The organism is Alteromonas alvinellae, from assembly GCF_902705805.1.
This window is the reverse complement of record NZ_CACSIH010000187.1, coordinates 1-23,810: the sequence shown is the minus strand read 5'-3', so window position 1 is coordinate 23,810 and position 23,810 is coordinate 1. Positions and strand designations below refer to the sequence as shown.

The 23,810-nt window shown below is 43.5% G+C and carries 22 protein-coding genes; 7 read left to right on the top strand and 15 right to left on the bottom strand.

Annotation, left to right across the window (positions count from 1 at the left end; all coding sequences use genetic code 11):
- Positions 1-96: 96 nt before the first annotated feature.
- Entirely contained in the window at positions 97-558 is a 462-nt protein-coding gene (locus ACX5KA_RS13765) for an Mpo1 family 2-hydroxy fatty acid dioxygenase (protein ID WP_039220312.1), read from the bottom strand.
- Between the two features lie 60 nt (positions 559-618).
- Positions 619-1,302, bottom strand: coding sequence for a PilZ domain-containing protein (locus ACX5KA_RS13760; RefSeq protein WP_039220318.1), 684 nt, complete (start codon positions 1,300-1,302; stop codon positions 619-621).
- Positions 1,303-1,494: 192 nt separating this feature from the next.
- Here ACX5KA_RS13760 and ACX5KA_RS13755 point away from each other — a divergent pair, with 192 nt between their 5' ends.
- On the top strand, positions 1,495-3,321 hold the full coding sequence (locus ACX5KA_RS13755) for a M61 family metallopeptidase (RefSeq protein WP_458731437.1): 1,827 nt from the start codon (positions 1,495-1,497) through the stop codon (positions 3,319-3,321).
- 110 nt (positions 3,322-3,431) lie between these two features.
- On the opposite strand, the gene ACX5KA_RS13750 is transcribed toward ACX5KA_RS13755, so the two are convergent.
- The 3 genes from ACX5KA_RS13750 to yejK all read right to left on the bottom strand — a co-directional run bounded on the left by ACX5KA_RS13750 (position 3,432) and on the right by yejK (position 6,427).
- Complete coding sequence (locus ACX5KA_RS13750; RefSeq protein ID WP_458731436.1) at positions 3,432-4,340, bottom strand: M23 family metallopeptidase; 909 nt, start codon at positions 4,338-4,340, stop codon at positions 3,432-3,434.
- A 38-nt stretch (positions 4,341-4,378) separates the two neighbouring features.
- Complete coding sequence (locus tag ACX5KA_RS13745; protein WP_458731435.1) at positions 4,379-5,254, bottom strand: 6-carboxytetrahydropterin synthase; 876 nt, start codon at positions 5,252-5,254, stop codon at positions 4,379-4,381.
- Positions 5,255-5,320: 66 nt separating this feature from the next.
- Entirely contained in the window at positions 5,321-6,427 is a 1,107-nt protein-coding gene (gene yejK, locus ACX5KA_RS13740; protein WP_458731434.1) for a nucleoid-associated protein YejK, read from the bottom strand.
- Between the two features lie 159 nt (positions 6,428-6,586).
- Between yejK and ACX5KA_RS13735 the strand changes: the two genes are divergently transcribed.
- Entirely contained in the window at positions 6,587-6,805 is a 219-nt protein-coding gene (locus ACX5KA_RS13735) for a YejL family protein (protein WP_014949499.1), read from the top strand.
- Positions 6,806-6,813: 8 nt separating this feature from the next.
- Positions 6,814-8,340, top strand: coding sequence for a DUF3413 domain-containing protein (locus ACX5KA_RS13730; protein WP_458731433.1), 1,527 nt, complete (start codon positions 6,814-6,816; stop codon positions 8,338-8,340).
- 81 nt (positions 8,341-8,421) lie between these two features.
- Here ACX5KA_RS13730 and ACX5KA_RS13725 read toward each other — a convergent pair whose 3' ends face one another.
- The 4 genes from ACX5KA_RS13725 to ACX5KA_RS13710 form a co-directional block, all read right to left on the bottom strand.
- Positions 8,422-8,994 carry a D-glycero-alpha-D-manno-heptose-1,7-bisphosphate 7-phosphatase gene (locus ACX5KA_RS13725; RefSeq protein ID WP_458731432.1) on the bottom strand — a complete coding sequence of 191 codons (573 nt, stop codon included), beginning with the start codon at positions 8,992-8,994 and terminating at the stop codon, positions 8,422-8,424.
- Positions 8,984-9,901 (bottom strand): putative RNA methyltransferase, encoded by a 918-nt coding sequence (locus ACX5KA_RS13720; protein ID WP_458731431.1) that lies wholly within the window; start codon positions 9,899-9,901, stop codon positions 8,984-8,986. The genes ACX5KA_RS13725 and ACX5KA_RS13720 overlap by 11 nt, the downstream gene beginning before the upstream one ends.
- A 188-nt stretch (positions 9,902-10,089) precedes the next feature.
- Positions 10,090-11,220, bottom strand: coding sequence for an enoyl-CoA hydratase/isomerase family protein (locus tag ACX5KA_RS13715; protein ID WP_458731430.1), 1,131 nt, complete (start codon positions 11,218-11,220; stop codon positions 10,090-10,092).
- A gap of 59 nt (positions 11,221-11,279) precedes the next feature.
- Complete coding sequence (locus tag ACX5KA_RS13710; protein ID WP_348670878.1) at positions 11,280-12,434, bottom strand: acyl-CoA dehydrogenase family protein; 1,155 nt, start codon at positions 12,432-12,434, stop codon at positions 11,280-11,282.
- Between the two features lie 258 nt (positions 12,435-12,692).
- On the opposite strand from ACX5KA_RS13710, the gene ACX5KA_RS13705 reads away from it, so the two are divergent.
- Entirely contained in the window at positions 12,693-14,276 is a 1,584-nt protein-coding gene (locus ACX5KA_RS13705) for a response regulator (RefSeq protein WP_458731449.1), read from the top strand.
- A gap of 49 nt (positions 14,277-14,325) precedes the next feature.
- Here the strand turns inward: ACX5KA_RS13705 and ACX5KA_RS13700 are convergent, their stop codons facing one another.
- A complete protein-coding gene (locus ACX5KA_RS13700; protein ID WP_458731429.1) occupies positions 14,326-15,201 on the bottom strand; it encodes an NAD(P)-dependent oxidoreductase in 876 nt (291 codons plus the stop codon).
- A gap of 88 nt (positions 15,202-15,289) precedes the next feature.
- Here ACX5KA_RS13700 and ACX5KA_RS13695 point away from each other — a divergent pair, with 88 nt between their 5' ends.
- Together ACX5KA_RS13695 and ACX5KA_RS13690 are read left to right on the top strand one after the other, a co-directional pair.
- Positions 15,290-15,772 (top strand): glutathione peroxidase, encoded by a 483-nt coding sequence (locus ACX5KA_RS13695; protein ID WP_039220358.1) that lies wholly within the window; start codon positions 15,290-15,292, stop codon positions 15,770-15,772.
- A gap of 167 nt (positions 15,773-15,939) precedes the next feature.
- Entirely contained in the window at positions 15,940-16,974 is a 1,035-nt protein-coding gene (locus tag ACX5KA_RS13690; RefSeq protein WP_458731448.1) for a 2-hydroxyacid dehydrogenase, read from the top strand.
- Positions 16,975-17,021: 47 nt separating this feature from the next.
- On the opposite strand, the gene ACX5KA_RS13685 is transcribed toward ACX5KA_RS13690, so the two are convergent.
- Positions 17,022-17,771, bottom strand: a complete 750-nt coding sequence (locus ACX5KA_RS13685) for a methyltransferase (RefSeq protein WP_039220359.1) — start codon at positions 17,769-17,771, stop codon at positions 17,022-17,024.
- 15 nt (positions 17,772-17,786) lie between these two features.
- Positions 17,787-18,548 (bottom strand): Nif3-like dinuclear metal center hexameric protein, encoded by a 762-nt coding sequence (locus tag ACX5KA_RS13680; protein ID WP_458731428.1) that lies wholly within the window; start codon positions 18,546-18,548, stop codon positions 17,787-17,789.
- A 249-nt stretch (positions 18,549-18,797) separates the two neighbouring features.
- On the opposite strand from ACX5KA_RS13680, the gene ACX5KA_RS13675 reads away from it, so the two are divergent.
- Positions 18,798-19,133 (top strand): hypothetical protein, encoded by a 336-nt coding sequence (locus ACX5KA_RS13675; protein WP_348670872.1) that lies wholly within the window; start codon positions 18,798-18,800, stop codon positions 19,131-19,133.
- Positions 19,134-19,212: 79 nt separating this feature from the next.
- On the opposite strand, the gene ACX5KA_RS13670 is transcribed toward ACX5KA_RS13675, so the two are convergent.
- The 3 genes from ACX5KA_RS13670 to ACX5KA_RS13660 all read right to left on the bottom strand — a co-directional run bounded on the left by ACX5KA_RS13670 (position 19,213) and on the right by ACX5KA_RS13660 (position 23,624).
- A complete protein-coding gene (locus tag ACX5KA_RS13670) occupies positions 19,213-19,836 on the bottom strand; it encodes a TetR/AcrR family transcriptional regulator (RefSeq protein ID WP_458731427.1) in 624 nt (207 codons plus the stop codon).
- A gap of 102 nt (positions 19,837-19,938) precedes the next feature.
- Complete coding sequence (gene sohB, locus ACX5KA_RS13665; protein ID WP_458731426.1) at positions 19,939-20,979, bottom strand: protease SohB; 1,041 nt, start codon at positions 20,977-20,979, stop codon at positions 19,939-19,941.
- 119 nt (positions 20,980-21,098) lie between these two features.
- Positions 21,099-23,624: an acylase gene (locus ACX5KA_RS13660; protein ID WP_458731425.1), complete on the bottom strand. Its 2,526-nt coding sequence runs from the start codon at positions 23,622-23,624 to the stop codon at positions 21,099-21,101.
- Positions 23,625-23,810: the final 186 nt, after the last annotated feature.

The following is a 23,810-nucleotide window of genomic DNA, read 5'->3' as shown; positions in this document are numbered from 1 at the left end:
GACCCAAGCGTCTTGGTCGTGCCCCTTATGCTTCTTGTCGCAGGGCAAAATCTTGAAATTAGACATGTTTTGGCTATGTTAATTCGCTGATTAAGCTCAGTAACTGATATTCATTCTTTTCAGCCAGTGCACCCACCACCAGGCTGGGCCAACCAGCAAGAAGCGCAAATCGTCAAAAAACGAAGGCTTTTTACCCTCGATATGATGGCCAATAAACTGTAGCCCCCACATAACGACAAACAAGACGAGAGAAAATAACCAAACTGATATATTAAAATACGCTAACGTATTTACTGCGCCAAAACACAAAATCGTTAAGAGGGTCATTGCTGCCCCTATCGGGCCAGACAACATAAAATAATAATACAATACGGGAACCGCTATGATGTGCGCCCACGTTATATCGAACTGCGCTATCACATCAGGTACCGGCAAGCTCCACAGTAAGCCTACTGTTACGAAATAGATGCTAGGTACGGCAATAGCATGAATGATAACGTTAGTCTTGTTTTGGTGGCTTTCACCGTACTGCATTAAAAGTCGCTCAATACTTCTCATGTAGATCCCCTTAGCCTTTTATTTTGATTATTATCTAAAGAGCACCCAACTATTGTTTTCCTATGTTAACAATGTGTGTCGGGACAACAGCTTTTTTATCCATTTTTCTTCACAGGTAAAGGCGAGCCCATAATAAACTACATCATTATCAAGTTTGTGATTTTTGACTTTTGCAGAAAGCGCTACTTCTTTACCGTCCAGCGAATAGTTTAGCTTAACTTCAGCTTCATCGATCATTACCGGCCAATTTGGTTTGATCTGGAGTGCAACTTTGCAACCTTTTTCGCTGAGGTCGATGATAATACCAGTAACATTCTCGTCATCTGGATAGACATCGGCTTCGAGGGTTACAGAAATGCCCAATTGGGCGCGTTTTACAGCACGCAAGCCGATACTTTCTATACGTTTAGGAAACGTTGTAATAAGTAAGCCAGACGGCTTAGAAAGCAATTTGAGTACTTTTACTTTAAACGCAATAACTTGCCCAGTATCACCTTCAAGTACAGAGCGAACTACAACCTCGTTTCCGACAGTGAGAGCATCCCTTACCGTTATCCATTTTGCGGAAGTCGGAATATGAAAAAGCAAACATTCATCAATAAGCATGCCGATGTAATCGGTTTTCACTCGCTTGGGCGCTGCAGGCATAGCAATTTGTAAATCTACCGTATCGCCAGGTACTAGCGTGCGCAGTGATTCCAAATTATCTTCGCTAAGTACGTTGCTTTGTATTTTTTCAGCCATTTGTATTTGTTATTGCTGGATTTAATGTCATTTAACTCAATGTACGCATCAAACAAAAACTTATCAATACTACGATTGAAAACCATATTCAATAAACGTAAAAATTGCCTCTTAGTAGCAGGCAATCTATTGGGATTAATTCAATAGGTTGATATAGTTGAGGGATAGTTTTGCTTATCATTTCGGACGTTTATGACCTCAGCTCTTCGCTATACGTTAACTATTTCCAATTGGCGTGCCCATCAATTTACTGTCGCGCTGCAAATACCTGAGCATTCTGGCTCATCAATTGAGCTTAGCCTTCCAAGCTGGATCCCGGGAAGCTACATGGTGCGCGATTTTGCAAAAAGCATTATCGAGCTAACTGCAACCACTTCTGAAGGTCATATTACTGAAAATGTTGGCGATAGTAGCGTTTATAGCCTTTCGGTAACTAAGCTCGATAAACAAACTTGGCGTGTAGACACAGATGGAAAACCATGTACGGTCGTTTACTCGGTTTATGCCAACGACTTATCTATTCGCTCTGCTTTTATGAACGACCAATATGCGTTTATAAATGGAACCAGTGCGTTTCTAAACGTTTCCGGCTTCGAGAATGTGCCGTGTGAGGTGGACATTGAGCTTAACGACAGCGATTCTGTAACCTCGAATTGGAAGGCTTATACGTCAATGCCTTCTCGTTGTGAAAGCACAAGCCCGTCTCGGTGGCACTTCGTTGAAAAAAATTACGATGAGCTCATTGATCATCCAATTTATGTGGGCATTGCAGACACTCACAGCTTTGAGGTTGACGGCATTACGTTTACGTTACTTTTCTCAGGTAACAACAGTATTGATTATGAGCGCATAGCAAATGACTTAACGCCAATTTGCAAGCACCACCTAGATTTGTTTGGTGCTCCACAACCTATTAATAACTACCTGTTTATGACGCTACTTGCCGACAATGGGTTCGGCGGTTTAGAGCATAAGTATTCTACTGCCCTTCTTTACCCTCGCTTCGACCTTCCTCAAGTTGGTGAAAGTGAGAAAAAAACCGACAGCTACGTCACATTCTTAAGTCTGTGCAGCCATGAATTTTTCCACACATGGCATGTTAAGCGCATTAAACCTAGCGTAATGGTGAAACCAGACTTATCTCAGGAAACGTACACGAATCAGCTGTGGATTTATGAAGGCTTTACCAGTTTCTATGATGACGTCACACTTGCTAGAGCCGGCGTTATTGAACCACAGAAATACCTCGATATTGTTGCGCAAAATGTCAGTCGACTTTTGCAAAACGCTGGTCGCTTTAAACAAAGTGCAGCAGAAAGTAGCTTCGACGCATGGACAAAGTTTTATAAGCAAGACGCTAGCGCTACTAACAATATTGTCAGTTATTACACCAAGGGAGGCATTATAGCCCTTGGATTAGATTTACTCCTTCGCAAACAGTCAAACAACAAAGTTAATTTAGATACCTTGATGCAGTTATTGTGGAAACACTATGGCGTAGAGGAAAAAGGTACGCCGGATGACGTGATCCAATCTTTATGCAAAACCCACTTCGACATCGACGTTTCAGAATACTTGAACCGCGTGGTGTATGGCACAGACGATGTGGAATTAGCGACATTGGTATCTGAGATGGGCGTGAATTACGCTATTCGTGCTCGCGTATCTAGCGAAGATAAAGGTGGTGTTTCCACGCTGCCTGTTATTAAAAATCAGCTTGGGGCCACATTAAAACCAGCCACTTTTGGGCTTACGGTAATGCAGGTATTTGAAGGCCTTGCCGCTATGAAGGCAGGTATTCTTTTAAACGATGTCATCATTGGATTAGACGGTCATATCGTCAATGCCCAGAAACTTCAACGCCTATTAGATAATGCTCAAACGCCAAAGGTAGAATTAACCCTTGTTCGTGACGGGCGACTTCTAACGCTGCCTCTTGAGGTTACTGAGGCAAGAAAAGAAATGGCTTATTTTGAAATCACTGATGAAGAAAAGCTTAATCAGTGGCTGGGGAAATAACATCGCTCCGTACGAAAAACTAAATAGGCGCTTTGAGGTTTTACCTGAAAGCGCCTTTTGCCATATGGTTGTTTAAGCGTAATCAAATTAATGACCTATGCGGACTAGTATTACTGTTCGGGCGACCCCGAAATAATAGTCTGTGGGTCTAAACGAGTTTTGCCCAAATTAATACGCCAATCCAGATGCGGACCTGTAGAGCGCCCTGTTGAACCTATTGTACCAATCTGCTCGCCTTGCTTAACGGTTTCACCCACTTCTACCGTTATAGTATCCATATGAAGAAACGTTGAAAACACGCGCATGCCGTGATCTAAAATCAGCGTGTTACCCGAATAGTAAAGGTCATCAGCCATTGTTACCACACCATCAACTGGGGCATACACAGGCGTGCCTGTTTCATTGGCAATGTCCAAACCATAATGCGGCCATTTCGGCACGCCATTTAGAATGCGCTGACTACCGTAAACACCGGAAATAACGCCTTTCGCAGGCCATTCAAACCGGGTGAATAATGCATCTAAATCAGTATTACCACTTCGCGCGTTAGCTACGTTGATATTGTCCTGCTTAATACGCGCCGTCACTTCTGCAGGCGGCGTAACCATTTTTTGCTCTAGCCCGTCAATTCGCTGAATGTTGTATTCGCGTTTTTCAAGAGTAATGTCTCGCTGCCACTTTTGGCCGTTGTCTAACTCTACAGCCAACGTTTGCTGAAGCGGCGCTTCCCGTTCAAAGCCAACCACAAATTTTCCGTCTTTATTGGTTTGAACGGTTTCGCCATTAAGCGTTACTTTGGCCCCAGCGGGAGCTTGCCCGCGCAGTAAGGCACCTTGCGTAAACTTACCGTTCAACACAACGTTTACTGGCTCTTGACTAGATAACACTTCATTTTGGCCGTTTAACTCTACATCTGCATAAGCAAATGACATAGAGGCAACTGTGCTAATTGCCACTACACAACTTATTACAAGAGATGCTGAGCTATGCAATGCGTTTTTTGCAAGCGTGAATGCCATAGTTGTTTCCTTTCCCTATAACGAGCAGTAGTCGAATGTTAACCCTTTACTGTGGCGCCTTTACCTACGCCCTCATAAGCGATAACTTGGCAAACGCCATTAGGTGTGCGTTTCTTCTGCTCTTCAAGAAGATACTGCGCCAAACACTCGACTGTTGAGTCGGTTTCGATGACTTCACAATCTGACTTAGAAATTAATAGTTCAAAATAGCCCTGTGAGGACTCGTAAGCAAAACAGTAGTAATCCGCTTCATTTGGAACTTGACCTTTAAGCTTTCTGTCGCTGTACGCTATTTCGTCTTCACGGGTGGCTATATAGATGTCGGCCCAACGATCAGCCCAATACTGCTGACTTTCAACACACACTTTGCCGTCAAGGATAATATCTATCCGCGAACGGTGACCGTGCGCTATACGCTGACAATTTCCGTCGTGCTTTTTAAGCCCGTGGGTATAGTGATAAAACGGAGAATTAATAACTTCCTCACGTAAATGCAGCGTAATGTTTTCAACGTTTTCTGGAAGATGAGTCGCCAATACTTCTTTTAAGTAAACGCCAACAGATTCCATGTTTATCTCATCAGAATAAACAAATGCATAAGCTTCAGCGGGGCAATGTAGCATGATGCTACGCCCATCAATGCAGGTGAAGCGCGCTTCTACCTGTTCAGAATCGTCGTCGTGAATAACCTCTGAACCGCTGTATTCAGCAGGTACAAGCAACTTGTGGTCAACATATTCGTCGATTAGTCGCTTTAAGTTCTTTTTCACGTGACCAAAGTCTTGAACCATGCTCTCTTCGTTGAGCTCACCGTCCAAAATCACATCGACAATCCAGCTTTCCCCTACCATGCCGCGTTTTGGGCAAAGGTAAGAGAAGTCCATCACTGTCAAATCATTTACAAATAATTGCATAACACCCTTGAATCGAGTTTATATTCTACTAACTAGTATACGTTTTTTATCTTTGCTTCGCAGCGACTAGTCCATTGAAGATTGGCGATTAAGCTGATCTCTTAAATTAGGTGGAATTCCACGGATTGTTAGCGTATCCGTAGCTGGGTCGTAAAATACTCGATCGCCCATTAATTTACGTTCGAAGCTAAGCGATATACCACCACCCTGACCGGTAAATTTAGCAAGTTGTTTCAGCGCTGAAGGGTCTGGTTGAATTTCTTTTTCAAGCGGTACTTCCATAGACTGCGTGAACGCAGAAAAGTTACTGCTAGTTTCTTCATTTTGTGGAAGTCGGTTAGCCAGTTCATCTACCGATAAACTCTCGCCCGCATCAATCTTTTCTTTAAAGTACGATTTAACTTCTTCTCTATGCTGGTGCTGCTCTTGCGGGTCTAGTGACTCACTGGCTAGGTAGGCATCCACCGTAGAAATCAATTGTTTATTTTGCTGTTTAACATCAACCAGCTCTTCGCAGCCTACAAACTGCATAAAGAAGTCTGATACCTTACGTCCCATTCTACCTTTAATAAAACTAACGTATCGCTGCTGTTCTGGCTGAATATCCCACTGCGTTAAATCGAACCGCACAGCTAGCTGCATTTTCGCTAAATCCAAGTGTTCACGCGCGGAAAGATCTAAAGAGTTTGTCACTTCAACGTGCGAACGGGTATTTAACAATGCAATCATCAAATACTGTGTGGCTAAATACTCATATTGGCAGAAAATAAGAAAACCGGTTTCAACCGTACCTGTTTCTGCCAAAGTGCGAACTAAGCGATTGGTCGCTGATACCGAAAACGCATGGAATGCATCTTCAACGTTATCACCCGCCGCTTTTTGAATATCCATGTATTGCTTTAGGCCTTCCGCGAACTCTGCTACGTTCTCGGTGCTTTTTTGCGTAGTCGCTTCGCCTTCTTCGTTTTCTACTTTTGCTTCACGGGTAACTTCCGTCACAAAGTGGCCAACCCCTTTTCCAGGTTTAGCATTGAAACTGTGATTTATTTGATGGGCAAGAAGCTCGATTTCCGGAGTAACAGCTAAGCAGTTGTCACGTGGAATTGCTTCAATTTTCTCTTCTTTGTTTACAATCAAACGATGTACAACAAAGTGATGAATCAGTGCACTCATAGAGTATCGGGTGTCCTGTTGCTTAAAAAGTGTCAGAAATATCCAAAGAATTGCGGGATTTTAGAATGAATGATTGTACTCACTCAAACAACGATTATAATCATTTTACGTGTAAAACCATTCTTTTTATCAAAGAAATCATAAAAAAGAGGCGTAGCAATGCCCCAACAGAGCCGCTATAGCAACGACGAATTCGAAACGCTAATGAATAACGTTATTCTAACCCTTGAAGAAGGCGGTGCAAACCGTGATCTTTCACTTATGGTGTTAGGAAATGTCATTACGCACATTTTAAATACGCAGGTAGCCCCTGAAAATCGCGAAGCCATGGCAACCCAGTTTGCCGATGTATTGAAAAAAAGCGTTAAAAATAGCTAAGGGATTGCATGATACTTGCCGAATCACCTCGTCGCCAGCGTGTTACTAAACTGGTAAATTGGGGGCATTGGTTTGCCTTGGCGAACATAATCATCGCCATAGTTATTGCCTCGATTTTTGTTTTCTCATCACCTATGCCTGGCACAGGTGTCGGCACCTTGTATCTTCTCGCCAACTGGTTTGGTCATATTGGTTTTATGACCTTTTTTGGCTTTGTTATTTTTATACTCCCTCTTTGTTACTTGGTTAATAACCCCAGAGTCATAAAGGTCAGCGCGTCTATTATTGCAGCTGTGGGGCTAGCGCTCTTGGCTTTCGATGCGTTGCTATTTAACCGTACAGGCTTCCATATTAGCTTTCACGCCGCGGATTTACTGCGCAGTGAAGCTCAGTCAACAATGGCGATAGAAAGCTGGCAACAGTGGGCATTTTTATTTCTTCTGTTTATCGTTTGGCTTGGCTTCCAGCTGGTCTTAGCCAATGCAATCTGGAAACGTGTTGAACGCTTCACTCGTCATAAAGTAGGCATTCCTGTCACTACATTTTTTGTAAGTTGTTTCGTAACAAGTCACGCTATTCATGTGTGGGCTGATGCCAAGCTGTATCAACCTATCATTAAGCAGGACAACATGTTTCCGCTTTCTTACCCTGCTACCGCTAAGACTACAATGTCACGTTATGGCTTGCTTGACTTAGCGGCTTATGAAGAGCGAAAGCAACTACAGTTTAATACCGACATCCACAATATTACTTACCCTGCTGAGCCGGTTTATTGCTCAATAGAGACAGATAAAAACCTAACCGTAATTGTGCAAGTTGACGGTGACAGCGCCATCGATTTGAGCACCATAAAAGGTAAAGCTCTCATTCAAGTTCCTAACTACTATTCCACGGCTAGTAGTACTGAAGGACTGATGATTTCAACCTTGTTTGGTGTGCCAGAGATTTATCAGGATGCATTGTCTAAAAAACGCCCAGTGCTGCTTGCCCTTCCACTGGGGTCGGGTATGCCTGTATCTATTCATAGCGATGTAGCGTTGCCGCTTCCGCAATTGTCTGGCTATTTACAGCCCCTTAGTAACAATCATGAAGGGCTGCACATTGCTTTTATGAAAGGCGCAGACATAAAAAGCTACGTGGAAAATACACTAGATAGAAAACACGACGTTATTATCGCGACTGGGTTTGGTAGCGAAGACGGTAAAGGGGTGTTGTACAGCACACTGAATATCCAAACTAAGCTGGCTAGTACTGAAGATTTGGCACCTACGATTTTAAACGCATTAGGCTGTAATGCACCGTCTACATTCTATTCAACCGGACAAAACTTATTGGCACCAGCACGACCTTGGTTAGTTAGCACGTCGGGCGAGCGTATTGTGGTATTCCACGAAAATAAACGCACTGACGTTCTGAGTAACGGTAGCTATGAAATAAGTGATTTAGCCACAGGGAAACGGAGTAAAGAGTCGTTAAATATCGACTTGCTGAGCCAGGCTATAAAGCACTTGTCTCGCTTTTCCACCCAGAACTAGTTTTTCTCTAATGCAGTGATAGCCAATGCTATCGCTGCTATCTATTTCCCGTATTCCCTTAGGTAACAACCGCTTAGAGGGTTACACGTAACCACTCACTAATATTTCAGACAGCCTCTTGACCTGAGATACACGGTGAGATGAGCTAATAGTAGTCAGCTGTTCAGCAGTAATGCGATTATCTGACAAAAAATAGCTCTTCGTTAACCCAGCGGCATTCGCAGCTTCGATGTCCCGCCAACTGTCGCCAATTAACACACTGTTGGCTAAGTCTATATTTAGGTCTCTTGCGGCCTGGTTTAACATGCCAGGTAATGGTTTTCTGCATTTGCAGGCTATAGCATATTCGGAAACACTACCTTGCTCGTGATGTGGGCAGAAATATACAGGAATGTTTACAATATTGCGGGCGGAAAATTCTTTCTGGACCTGCTCCATTAAACCATGAAATTCTTTTTCGCTGTAATATCCACGCGCTATTCCACTTTGGTTAGTAACAATAACCGGTAAAAAACCATTATTTTGGAATGTATGAATAATATCAAAGATACCCTCCACAAATTCAAAATCTTCATAGCTACCTACATAGCCGTGGTCAACATTAATTACGCCATCTCGGTCTAAAAACAACGCTTTTTGTTTGTTATCGACCATCGTCTTTCCTTGCCTGCTCTCCCTTACTTTGACCTTTTAACACTTTTTTATTTGTATCTTTTTTCCATAGTTGGATATGAAAGTCTGCGGTTACGCTATCTAGCGATGCGACGATAGTATCTATCTTGCCTTGTGGGAGCTTCCAGTAAAAAGGCGTCATCTTTATTAGCGCGAGAGCGTGGTCAGCGTCAGCAAACTTAATCGGAAATGAAAAGCATTCATTGTGAATGCGAGTAAAGCCTTCCCGGGGGGCATCACTAATTTGATGGTGCCTCGCATTGTCGTAAACCTGCTGCTTTAATTCAAATAAATGATTCGGCGCAGGGTCAACCGTAATAAGTATCCCTTGTTCTTTCAAAACTCTTACATACTCTTCATTACTGCCCGGCGCAAATACTTGCATTACTACGTTTTGCGTCTCGCTCTGAAGAGGTAATTCAAAGCTGCTTGCCACAACAAACTGAGCGTACCTAAACGCTTTAGCAGCCAAATCAACAGCAATTTTAGCTATGTCGCTGCCGGCACCTTTTACTGAAAAGCCATTACGTGAAAGCCCTTGAGTCATGGCATCTAAATAGCTTCCTTCACCACAACCCGCGTCGTAAACAGAAACAGTTTGTTTGGTAGCGTTACCTGCAACATTATTCGCAGTACCAGTTTTAGTGAGGAAGTGTTCCACCAGCAAATGCATTTTGTCTTTCAATGGTTTGTAGGCGTTTAATTGATGAAACTCTCGTCTGGCTTTCACCATGTCTTTATCGTCACCGGGAAGTTTAGACTTTTTGAACTGAACAGGTAACAAGTTAACGTAGCCAGATTTTGCAATATCGAAGCTGTGATTATTGTTACAGCGTATAGGCGTAGAGTTTAACGAGATTGATGATTTACAAAGTGGGCAATGCCACATGATAACGTCTTTTCTGTTAAGAATTTGATATACAGGATATCAAAATCGATGCCTTAACGGCAATAATAGAGCACAAGTAGGCTTAAGACACACAGCGTACTTGTGCTAATTAGTTGCGCTGGGCAGGCTTTCGATTACGGAACTGCCTGCAACTATCATTTTACTACGCTCTTTAAAAAGTGAAGCTTTTACAACGCTGCTAACGGGTGGCTTTGTGCAGACCAAGGAGAACTAAAGAAGTGTTCGATCACGTCTTCAGGCACATCCTCAACCGTTTTGTACTTCCATTTAGGCGACATATCTTTGTCAATTAACAAAGCTCGTACACCCTCTTGAAACTCTCCGCTCTCACCGCAGCGACAAGACATATTTGCTTCCATTCGAAAGCAATCTGCCAGGGTCATTTCTGCTCCTTTTTGACATTGTTCATACACTAAATGCATAGTTATAGGAGACCCTTTAGCTAGGGTACTCTGAGCGCGTGAAAGCCATTTGTCTTCTTTCATGTCGGCACGCAGGATCGCATTTACTACTTCACTCACACTATCTGCGGCGCATAGGCTATTGATAAGTGGCATGTTTGGTTCTACATTGCTGCTAGGTGACAAATCTGGCTTTTTCAAGCTATCGATAATTGTCGTTACAGACCCTGCTAAGCTTTCGCTATCAGTTTCATTCCATGGATATTCGAGCAGAGAATTTAACAAATTACTTTTCTCTGAACTCGCGACTAACGCATCAGCGAGCCCAACGTAACGGGCATCGGTACCGTTCATCTGCCCACCTGTTAAGCCAAGAAACAAGCCAGATTTTCCTGGTAAGCGAGGCAGAAAATAGCTGCCCCCTACGTCGGGATATAAACCTATTGTGATTTCGGGCATAGCTAACCGCGAAGTTTCGGTCACTACGCGGTGACTTGCGCCGCAAAGAAGCCCCATTCCACCGCCCATCACAATGCCGCTACCCCAAACAACAATAGGCTTACTGTAGTTATGAATGGTGTAATCTAACGTGTACTCGGTTTTAAAAAATGTTTCTAAAAATTGTGGTATTTGCCCGTTAGCTTCCACCATCGATTTGTACATAGAAACAATGTCACCACCCGCACAAAAGGCTTTTTCGCCCGCTGCATCAATCACCACAGCCACAATATCGTTGCGAGACTGCCATTGCTGAAGCGCGTCTAGCATAATGCCAGCCATTTCAAGATCTAAAGCGTTTAGCGCTTTAGGCTTATTAAGCGTCAAACGGCCTATTGTATAGTCATCGCTGGACGTTTCTAGCTCTTCAACAATGACCACTGGTTCCACGTCTGTCATTTCCACTCCTTTTTTACAGTCCTAAAAATCATGTCTGATGATGTTATTTCCGGTATGTACTACAGTACACTTCTCTCGTCTGACAACAAACGTCTGCCGATAATAACGCGCATAATTTCATTGGTACCTTCCAAAATTTGATGTACGCGAACATCTCTGAAATGGCGCTCTAGCGGATACTCTTTTATGTAACCATAGCCCCCGTGAAGCTGAAGAGCGTCGTTACAAACGTTAAAGCCCACATCGGTAGCAAACCTTTTCGCCATAGCGCAGTAAGTCGTTTTGTCAGGATCGTTATTATCCAGTTTACAAGCTGCCATACGTACCATTTGTCTTGCCGCAACAAGTTCTGTCGCCATATCGGCTAGCTTGAACTGCAAAGCCTGGAAACCTGCAATCGGTTTACCAAACTGCTCACGCTCATTCATGTAGTCTCGCGCAACATTAAGCGCCTGCTGTGCAGTACCGACCGAGCAGGTTGCAATATTAATTCGACCGCCATCAAGCCCCTGCATAGCCATTTTAAAGCCTTGCCCTTCTTCACCGAGTAACCAGCTTGCATCTAATTTAACGTTATCAAACGTGATCATGCGAGTGGGCTGGGCATTCCAACCCATTTTTTCTTCTGCTTTACCGTATTCGATGCCTTCTGCATTAGCAGGTACTGCAAACGCTGAAACACCTTTAGGACCATCTTCACCAGTACGGGCCATAACGACTAAAACATCAGTGCTTCCCGCACCTGATATAAATACTTTTGATCCGTTTAGTACGTATCCGCCGTCAACTTTCATCGCTTTTGTTTTTAGCGATGCAGCATCTGAACCCGCGCCAGGTTCCGTTAAACAATAAGATGCTAACTTATCGCCTGCCACCAGCTGTTCACACCATGTGTTTTTTACATCATCGCTACCCCAAGTAGCAATCATCCACGTGGCCATATTATGAATGGTTAGCATGGCGGTGGTTGTGGTACATCCCATTGACAGCTGCTCAAAGATAATTGAAGAATCGAGCCTTGACAGCCCAAGGCCACCGGCACTCTCTGGCGCATACAACCCACAAAAGCCTAATTCTCCCGCTCTTTTTATCGCCTCTACAGGGAAATAGTGTTCTCTGTCCCACATCGCTGCATTGGGCGCTAGTTCCTGTTGGGCGAACTGTCGGGCAGTATCTTCAAAGGCGAGCTGGTCATCGGTTAATTCAAAGTTCATTACACATACCTTCAATTACGTTGCTTTTTAATAACAATAACCAACACCTACCCCTTACGTAAACGTAAAGGTAAATATTTATTTAAAATTAGTGAATACTAGCGTAAATATTTTGTGACGAGATGGTACTTTTGGCCTTTAATGCGAGAAATAACTGATAAAAGTTATCCTATTTAATAATGCACTTTTATGCTGCCGCTGATAAGCTACACTAACGCAAGTTAACCCTTATTGGTCGCCGTGGAATTCAGAATAGCCATAGTAGAAGACAATGCCACTGCTCGAACTGCGCTTCGAGGACACTTAATGTCTATCGCTAATTTATCTGTCAGCAGCTTCGCTTCGGGAGTGGAGCTTAAAGCGGCACTAAAAAAGCAAAATTTTGAGCTGCTGTTAATGGATTATCACCTTGGTCAAGGCAAGACTGGCGTCGAGTGGGTGCAAAATTTAAGAGAAGCGGGCTTTATTAGGCCAAGTACGGGCATCATATTTCTTACTTCAGACCGCTCACCGCAAATAATCGGTCGGATCATGGATCTTCAACCTGACGTTTTGCTCATCAAACCGTACACTATCGCCTCTTTAACTCGCCAAATTAATCACTATTTAAGCTACCGTGATTTTGTCAAAAACGTTTTGCATTCCCTAGACAATAAGCAGTTAGAGCGTGCTATTGGCGTAATAAGGGCGAAAATTTCAGAGGGTATTCCTCCTCGCCTAGTTGCAGATATTCGCAAGCTTTATGCTCGGCTTCTATACGAGAGTGGTGACCTTCAAAGAGCCCTTAGCATTTATGAAGATGTGTTAACTCGGTCAGATAAAGTACTCTGGGCGCAATGGGGTAAAGTTAAGTGTCAATATGCCTCTGGCCAATGGCCGCATTGCAAGCGTCACTTAAGTCAGATGGTAAACTCTAGCTTAGCGCGTGATAAAGCATTTGAATGGCTTGCTTCTATATCTTTTGAGCAAGATTCTTACGACCAGGTAGAAAAATACTTAAATGAAATTAAGTTTAGTGAATTAAGCCTACCCGCAGCCAAGCTAAAAACAATCGCTTATCAAAAGCAAGACAAGGTCGTTGAGGCTATCGATCTTCTGCAAAAAAAACGAGCTATGCATCGCAGTGCTAAAGACAGCTTCAATGACTTTACCTTTGAATTGGCTGAGTTCTACTTGTTTCTGGCAGAGGAGTCGCCTGAAACCAATAGAAAAGAAAGTTTATCCCAAGCAAGAAAGCTAGTAGGTATTGCAGGTAGAAGTCAGGGCGACCCACAAACACTACAAAAGCGAGACTACCTATTGGCGTTTTCAGCCGTGTTAGATGGAGAGCTTGAAAAAGCTGAGCATCTGCTTGAGGGCGAACACATTGATAATTACCTTCGCACCGAGCCCTCGATTCTGGTTATCGCTGCAAAAGTACACCATGGACTTGGCGATGAGCGTAAAGCGGGTGAACTGTTATTAATGGCTAAACAGAAGAATGCCGAACTGCAAGCGATATCCGAGCAAGTGATGAATGATGCCCTTATTTTTACAGGCGGAGAACGATTAGGCTTAAATCATGAGCAGGCTGTTTCTATCAATGAGACAGGCACTCAGCTTTTCATCGAAGGCTTATTTACTAAGGCTATGAAGCATTTCTATGATGCATTCCAGCTTTCACCTGAAACCGCAGCTTTTGGATTAAACCTGCTCCAATGCATGATTGAAGCAGACGCAGGCGTTTACCGTAAGTTTAGTATCAAACACCTACTCGACAAAATAACCAGCTTACCGTTAAACGACACAAACAAGGCGCGTTTAGCGCAGCTCACCTTATCCGCGCAAGAACAAGCACTTTAGCATCTCTAAACTGCTTGCTCTTGGCGAAGCTATTTTTGCACAAACGTGTCTACTTTAAGCGAGTGAGCAAGCTTGAGGTATCCCAACGACCGCCACCCAGTTTTTGAACGTCCGCATAGTATTGGTCGACCAGTGCAGTTAACGCTAAAGTCGAGCCATTTTTTCGGGCTTCATCAAGTGCGATGTTCAAATCTTTACGCATCCAATCGACCGCAAAACCAAAATCAAAGCTATTGTTTAACATCGTATTGGCTCTGTTTTCCATTTGCCACGATTGCGCTGCCCCCTTACTGATAACGTCAACTACCGCATTGCAATCAAGTCCAGCACGTTGACCAAAATGCAGCGCTTCGGCCAAGCCCTGTACGATACCGGCAATACAAATCTGATTCATCATTTTCGCTAATTGTCCGCTGCCGCTTTTACCGAGTAACTGGCTATGTCGAGCGTAATGCGCCATTACTGGCTCTACAGTGCTATATACCGCTTCATCGCCACCTATCATAATGGTTAACTGGCCATTCTCTGCCCCTGCCTGACCTCCTGAAACAGGGGCATCTAAAAAGCCAATCTGTTTATTCTTGCAAGTTTCATATAGCTCTCTGGCGATATCAGCAGACGCGGTAGTATGATCAACTAACACACTGCCAGCTTTCATTACAGCTAATGCTTGAGTGCCAACATCTCTCACATCGTAATCGTTACCCACACACATAAAAACAATGTCAGCGTTTTCACACGCCTTATCAACGCTGTCGCTTGCGCTGACGGTAGCGCCATCTGTGTCATAAATCGATAGCCATTGCTGTGCTTTTTGGGAAGTTCGATTATAAACAGTGACTGCATATCCGGCTTTGCTTAAGTGCCCGGCCATGGGGAAGCCCATCACACCCAAGCCCAAAAAACTCACTTTTAAATTACTCATACAAAATATACTCTAGATACGAAACAAAGATGTTTGGATTACCTAAGAGTAACAGACTTAACGACAACAAAAATATAGGAAAATAATTTTGGCACTCTATGAACACCCAATTACGTTAAACAATGGTGAACAGACTACTCTAGAACAATATAAAGGAAAGGTATTGCTTATCGTTAATACGGCAAGCAAATGCGGCTTTACTCCACAATACGAAGGGCTAGAGACACTGTACAAAAAATTTCGCGATAAAGGCTTTGAGATTCTAGGATTCCCTTGTGATCAATTCGGCCATCAAGAACCGGGTAGCGACGAGGATATCGCTCAGTTTTGTAGCCTCAATTTTGGTGTTTCGTTCCCTCTATTTAAGAAAACGAATGTCAATGGTCCAGATGCCAATCCGCTGTTTGAGGAGTTAAAGCACGCAGCTCCAGGCCTTCTTGGTACTAAGCGTATAAAGTGGAATTTCACAAAGTTCTTAGTGACTGACCAGGGTAAGGTGCTTAAACGCTATGCCCCAACAGTAAAACCAGAAGCCATTGAAAAAGATATTGTAAAGCTACTCCCAAAGTAATAATTCGTTGGCCGGAATATCAAAATCAAACTGAGAAACAGCAATAAAAGCGCTCAGTGAACGCATTGTGCGCTCTGCTTGATTTATTGATCTACATCTATGCTGTTGGGAAATGGACGTGGTAAATTTTAGCGGTCAACGTGAAAAAATTGGGTACTAAAATGAAAATGCTTAAACATGAAAAAGTACACGCAAACCAAAGCGACCAACAGCAAAAACATATCGCCTTTTTTAGTACCCGTCCTTATGAAAGGGCTCTTTATTCCGAGCTACTGGAAACAGTGAGCGTTGACAATGACAAACCTATAAAGGTTGTGTTTTTTGAACATCCTCTCAATGCGTCAACTGCCGCTAGCTGCAATGGATACAGTGATGTTGTTGTATTTGTAAATGATGACATCAATGCCGCCACTATAAACGCACTGAAGCGCTGCGGGGTTAAACATATTGCACTTCGGTGCGCAGGCTTTAATAATGTTGATGTGAAGGCAGCAAAAAAAGCCGGTATCAAGGTAAGCCGTGTTCCCGCCTATAGCCCTGAAACGGTAGCAGAGCACACTCTCGCTCTCATTCTCACGTTAAACCGTAAAACACACAAAGCTTATAATCGTGTTCGCGAGGGAAATTTTGATCTTGGCGGGTTAATGGGCTTCACGCTTCACGGTAAAACCGTAGGGGTAATTGGCACAGGAAAAATTGGACAAGCGGTTATTCGCATACTCTTGGGGTTCGGGTGTCGTGTGCTCTGCTTCGATCCGCAGCCTGATAATGATGTGACTGCAAGTGGAGCGCATTATGTGACGCTTAACGAACTGCTCGAAAAGAGCGTCATTGTCACCCTACACTGCCCGCTAAACGAAAAGAGTCATCATATAATTAACGCAGAGAGCATTGATAAAATGCCCCAAGGCGTAATGCTTATTAATACGTCTCGAGGCGGGCTTGTCGATGATAACGCTATCATCAAAGGGCTTAAGTCGAAGAAAATTGGGTATTTAGGGCTAGATGTTTATGAAAGAGAGTCCGACCTTTTCTTTCATGACCATTCTCAGGAAATTATTCAGGATGATATTTTTCAGCGCCTAACAACCTTCCCTAATGTTTTAATAACGGGACACCAAGGGTTCTTTACACTCGAAGCGCTTCAAGAAATTGCCGCCACTACGCTCAACAACATCATCACAGGGGCGAATACGCTCTAAATTGCCATGATAACGGATAAAACAAAGTGCATTTATGCTGGTCTACGCTAATCGGTTTCTTTTTCTAAAATCAGTTGAAAGTACTTTCCAAGCCAAAGGTATGGTGCTCGCTTGTGATACTGGCGCTCCAACGCTAGTAAGTCATCAAACTTACTACTTTGATGGGTTATGTCGCGCATGTAATCATGGAAACAGCGAATGCCTGCTTTCTCGATAACCTTAAAGCCCAATGACTCACAATGTTCAACCACACGCATTGCACTTAAGGGTTGCTTCGGATTTAGTCTCACTTGCTTTTTTGCTTTCATCCCTTTTTCGATGTAATCGAAATTGCCGTAAATTGCATTAGCAAACAAATTCGCATCTTGGTTGAAGAAGCTCAGGCTTAAACGGGCGCCGGGTTTCATGCTTTTATACATAAAGTCGATAGCATCGAAAGGCGCATCTAGCCATTCCAATACCGCATGACAAATCACCAAATCAAAACTGTTCAAATCTTCAATCTGTTGCAAATATTGATGCCTGATTGTAATAGTGGGCGCATCTGCTAGAAGCACCTCAGCTTGCTTCAGAACATCCTTAGACGCGTCAGTTAGCACCACAGAATGTCCTTTTGAAGCTATGTGCGCAGTCATGACCCCCGTGCCTCCACCTATTTCGATTACGCGGACCGGCTTTGTCAAATAAGGTTCAAGGACATCGCATAACAAGGTGTGCCTGAGCTGCCCCTTCGTCGTGCCATAGATGTTATTAGAAAACTTTTCAGCAATACCATCGAAAATACGGTCTTTGTTCATATACCACTGTCGTTGTTAAGCTGGGTTATTAATATCAATAAATTCAACATGCACGTCGAATTGCTGCGCGATATATTCCCCTAAAGATTTCACACCATAGCGTTCTGTCGCATGGTGACCAGCAGCAAAAAAGGTAATGCCCATTTCCCTTGCTGTATGAACAGTTTGTTCAGAGACTTCGCCGGTAATAAATGCATCGACACCGAGATCAACTGCTTGCTCAATAAAGCCTTGTCCACCACCTGTACACCAAGCAAGACTTGAAATGAGTTTTGACGCTGGCCCTTCAATCAGCACATCCCGCCCTAACAATTGCTTCATTTTAGCCTGTAGCGCAACACCTTCAGTCGCTTCCTCTAGATTACCTTGCATAACAACACCTACAGGTTTAACGCTACTGACAGCACTTATATTTTGAATATCTAGAATCGATGCAAGCTGACGATTGTTGCCAAATTCTGGATGAACATCTAAAGGAAGATGGTAAGCAAACAGATTTAGATCATTAGCAAGTAAAGCTGAAAGACGACGCTTTTTCATGCCAGTCACAGTCTGCGACTCCCCTTTCCAAAAATAGCCATGATGCACAATAAGCGCATCGGCGTTAGCTTCTATCGCAGCGTCTACTAAAGCCTGAGATGCTGTAACCCCTGTAACAATTTTTTCTATTTTGCTTGTGCCCTCTACCTGTAAACCATTAGGGCAATAATCACTGATTTCGCTAACCCTTAACAATCCATCAAGATATTTTTGTAGCTCTGAGCGGGTAATAGACACAAGTCCTCCGGTTGAAAGTTAGACAAATTGTTAAAAAAACGCTATAAAATACGCGAACGTTTCGTATAACACCCATAAGTCGTCTGGCGCTTATTGCGAGAAAACGAAAAAAAGTGGATTGCTCAAAGCAGTACCTTCTTTTTCTTCATTTTATGGGGAGCAAATTGTGCACTAACCAATCTGCCGTTACTTATTGGTGATACAAGTCAAAAACGTTCGTCATCTTAACAAAATAAAGAGCAAAAAAGCATGGCAAACTTAGACAAAGATGCAGTTATCGCGGCCTTCACTAAAGCATATGAAAAAGCTAACGGTAAAGCCCCGTCTATTGAAAGTAAAAGTGGATGGTACAGCGTAGACGGCGGCAAAAATATGCGTCTAGCGCAACTTCAGGAAATGACAGAGGCGCTAGCGTCACATTCGTCTGAAGGAACAGAAATGAAAAAAGAGAAAAGCGAAACTAAACTCGCGGCCAAACCAGCCAAGAAGAAAGCGTCTGCTTCTAAAAAATCGGGTTTCTCGGTTAAGGATTTTTGGGCAGAAAAGCTAAACGCCGAAGTGCCTGGCGCGACATTACCACGCTAATTTAAAAAGCATTTCACACGATGCCTAGTCGCCGCTCTGGAGGCTAGCGTATTGTCTTGACATCGACAATTTAGTTGACTTATTTTCCAGCAAGTCCCTGCGCAACAAATGGAACAAGGTGCTGGATGACTTCCTTAATATCTACGTGCTTGTGAAAATCAGACTCAGCAATTTCCGTTAATGCCTGGCTCGATGCCATTGAAAAGACAAAACTTCCCATAGCAAAATGCAGTCTCCAGAACAGTTCTTCCTCAGGAAGTTCAGGTAAACAGCGTCTAATAGCGTCAACAAGGGCACGTATACAGTCACCGTAATCATGCATCAAAAACTTGCGCAAGTGACCCTGAGTTTCGTTATATCCTCGACCAAGCAACTTAACAAAGGTGGCAGTCCCCTGCTCTGAAATCGCGTTAAGGTTTAACATGGGTGGAATTAGAGAATATAAAAGCTGCTCGACGCCCTTGGCTCCTTCAATGGGCGGGAGAGCGTCTAGGCAACCTTTTACCTGCGGCATTAGCTCATCAAAGTATCGCTTAAACACGGCTTGAATTAAATTTTTCTTACTGCCGAAGTGATAGTTTACCGACGCCAGATTCACTTCTGCTCTTGCAGTAATTTCCCGCATCGATGTTTGGGTAAATCCACTTTGAGAAAATAAGTATTCCGCCGCATCTAATATATCGTTTTTAGTATGCCGTGCCATATTCTTTTTATTATCTTTTGTCGGTTAGAAGTTAAACGGCCATCTGTGCCCATTAACGATGTTAGTTGCCACATTGTAATATGCATAGATGGCCTGTAGGTATTAAAACCAATGACGAGCTTTGTTCATGCTTTTCATAAATACACGCTCAACTACATTCGCCGCCGACATACCCAACTTCTCTGCCACGTTTTTCTTCACCGCATACTTAACACTAAATATTTCGCGGGCTGGATAGTGAGAGAGAATATAATCATCAGACGTCGTAATGTCGTCAATCAGGCCCAGCACCTTAGCTTTAACTCCTGGCCAGTACTCACCTGTAGCAACTTTGTCGATATCCATATCGGGGCGCTGACTTTGTACAAAGTCTTTGAACAACACATGAATTTCTTCAATTTCTTCTTTAAATTTCGCGCGGCCTTCATCGTTATTTTCGCCAAAGACCGTTAGTGTGCGTTTAAACTCCCCTGCCGTATGTTGTTCAAACTCAATATCGTTTTTCTTCAGAAGTTTGTTAAAGTTAGGCAACTGAGCGAGAACACCTATGCTACCGATATAGGCGAATTGAGAAGCGAGCAGTTTGTCAGCAACACAAGCCATCATATAGCCACCGCTTGCCGCAACCTTATCTACTGCAATGGTCAATTTGAGGCCCTTTTCTTTAATTCGCTGTAACTGCGACGCAGCAAGCCCATACCCGTGTACCACACCACCGCCACTTTCAAGGCGAACCAAAACTTCGTCTTCTTTATTTGCGACACATAAGATTGCAGTGATCTCTTCACGCAAGTGCTCGACTTCATTGGCATCCATAGACCCTTTAAAGTCGATAACATATAAGCGAGACTTTTCAGTCTCATCACCCTGATCTTTCGCTTTGTTTTTAGCTTTGCTCTTCGCTTTTGCCTCTTTTTTCTGTTCTTTAGCTAACTTTTTTAACGCGTTTTTATCTAACAGGACTTCTTTCGCGTAATTGGTAATGTCCTTCAACTGCTCAGATATAGAAACGATTTCAAGTTGTCCTTTCCCCTGTTTCTGCTTACTCGCTACACCAACAATAGTTGATACAACAACAACGAAGGCGACAACTAACGTTACTGCTTTGGCAACAAACAAACCGTATTCGTACAAAAACTCCAAACTTTACTCCTAGTAAAATAAACGGGTAAGCAACGTTGTTTACCCACAACGTAAAGAGCAGCCTTACCTAATACAAGGCAAAACCGCTGATGTAATCACATTATAATACCAGTCTCAACTTAGTCTGACGATAGGTTAACCTGCTCTATCTTGTTTGCTTCAATCTCTTCATCGGTGAAATAGATATCCCGCAGTGTAGGTTGCGTAGAGTAAAGTTGCGTTTGATCTAAGAAATGCTCACTGCCGAACTTACGAGACTGTGAGTAAGTCAATATACCTCGGCCTTTTGGCCCTTCATCGGTGAAGTTGATAACCATCGCCCAGCTTGTGCCATAGTTAATATGGTAGCCCTGAGCTTCAGCACTCATTGCCGTATTATTGTTTATTGTTTGGTAGCTGTGTCTGGGCAACTGGGTTCCATTTCTACTGCTACTAACATCAAATACGTTAAAGCCACCTTCAATATTATGTGCACCAGCCCACGGTAGCTTAACACCTGAGGCAGAGCCATCAGGTAAGCTACGTTCAACAAATTGCACTTCACCTAGCGGGGCATCAAATGCTACCCCGGCTTGCTCAATAACCTGTGTAGCTCGTGCCAGTTGTTCAAGAGTAGTATCGTTTTGAACTAAACCTGAAGGCGTAGTTACAGGCGCATCAAGAGAAAATGGTACTTCCCACTGCGGCGCTTGGTTAAACTGAAAGGCAAATTCTCTGAAAACGTGTGCGCCAGTACTTGTAAGGTTCATTGTACCGTCCCAGTCCTCTAATGCCGCACAGGCTTGCGATACATCGACGCTTGCTCCATCTACATCTACTGGCGTATCACCCTGTTCTGCGCATAGCTCTAGCAGTGATGGCAATACATTTTCTGCCAGGTAGCTTCGATTGTTAAGTAATAGCCCCTCAACTTCCTCAGGTGTGAAAGTACCATCACTCCCAGCTTCATTTTCAATAAACTGCTGTCCCATGCGTGAGCGTAATGACTGTGGATGCTCTACATTTCCAAATAGTGGGTTACTGACAACAATAGGAGCGTCTAAATTCGTCAGCCAATAGCTATTGTTTGAATTCTGAACCGAATCTGTGCCCTCATACTTAGGTGCCTCTTCATAAGGAACCGGGCCATCAAAATCAAACTGTGAAATGTTACCGGGTAATACAGTAAAACCTGCAGCAGCTTTGGTTTGTATAAGTAACGGGTTCGTTGTTAGTTGCTCAATTGCCGTTTCAGTTAAGTTCGGTACGGTAGAGTCGTCAATATAAAATACTTGGCCATCAGCCGAAGCAGCCATGGTGTTATTGAAGATTACGCCATCATAGTCTTTAAATGCCTGCTTGAATTCGTCCATTGACGTGGCCATATTCATGGCTAGCCAATGGTCTACAATATCGAAGTTAGGCAGGTTTGCGTCTTTTATGGCAAAGGCATTATTACCATTCCAATCAAAGTTACCAGGCACTTCAATCATTGGACCGTAGTTGGTGTAATACGCAGTCTTATTTAGCTTAATGGTTTGCCCTCCACCCACAGCGACATCAATTTGAAGTGGCTTTTCATAGATGGTGCGTCTGTTGCCATCAACCATATGGGTAAGGCCAGATTCATCATTTTCGTCGAGGGTCAGCTGATACACAACAAAATGTTCAGCCGTCGAGAAGGTGTGTGTCCACGCAACGTTTTCGTTAAATCCGATATTTACTGCACCAGGCAATCCCATCAACGAGCCACCTGTTACATTCAAGTGTCCGGGTACTTGGGCATGAAAGTTCCAAAAACGTAGGTTACCTGTATGGGGGAAGTGTGGGTTACCTAAAACCATCCCCTTCCCATTAGTTGTTTTATCACTACCTAACCCCCATCCATTAGACCCCATCTCTTGAGGATTTCTGTCAGGCAGCCCCACTGCTGGCGAGATCTTAATTGAAGAGGCAACTTCACTTGACGACGACGCCGGTGTGGGAAGATAACTCTCGCCTTGTGGCGCAGCAATAAACATAGGGCCTAAGAAATTAGCCGCACCGGGTAAAAGTGCTACGCCCAACGAATATGTTAAAAGGTCGACGCTATCAATTTCTGTGACCCAAGGCTGCCCCGCACAGCTTTGATCTTGGTCTTCTAGAGGCGTTTCATTTAAATATCTGTTATAACCCGCCGTATAGCCCTGAAACATTGCGCGAGAATTTGCAGACAAGCGGGGCAAATTCTCTTCTGCAAGCTCTCTGATACCTAATGTTAAAAAGCCAAAGTCATTGATGAGGTGTTCAGAGTCGCCGCTACCAGGCACTTGGTCTGGGCCAAAAAACTTTGCTCGTTCAGAGTTGTACTTAACAATTTGATCTGCCAGTACGCAAAGGTTATCTCTCGCAAAGGCATAACCTACCCCATATGCCATACTTTCTAAATTTTCGGCTTTTACGTGCGGTACGCCGTAGGTTGTCCATGTTACGTCAGCAGACAAACTACCGTCCGGTGAAAAAGCAGGAATAGGCGTAGTCGTAGGTTCTGGGTTTGTGGACGTGGGCGGCGCTGGACGCTCTACATTGGAAAAGTCGTTGTCGTTATCACCACATGCGGTTAGTAGCCCGGCGAGTGACAGTGCAATTAGCGTGCGCTTAGCAGTAAACGTGTTTTGGTTGGTCATCGCAAATGTTCCCTAAAGAATAAAAGATAAGGTCCTTCTCTCGTGCTTTAATGATCTTCAACACATTGACTTTAAATACCAATGAAACTGATCGAACCTTAATTTTTACACTACATTAACAACTTAAAACATTCAAACAACAATGGTCTCTTTCACACATCGAGTAGGGTGAGGCGTCACCGCCTC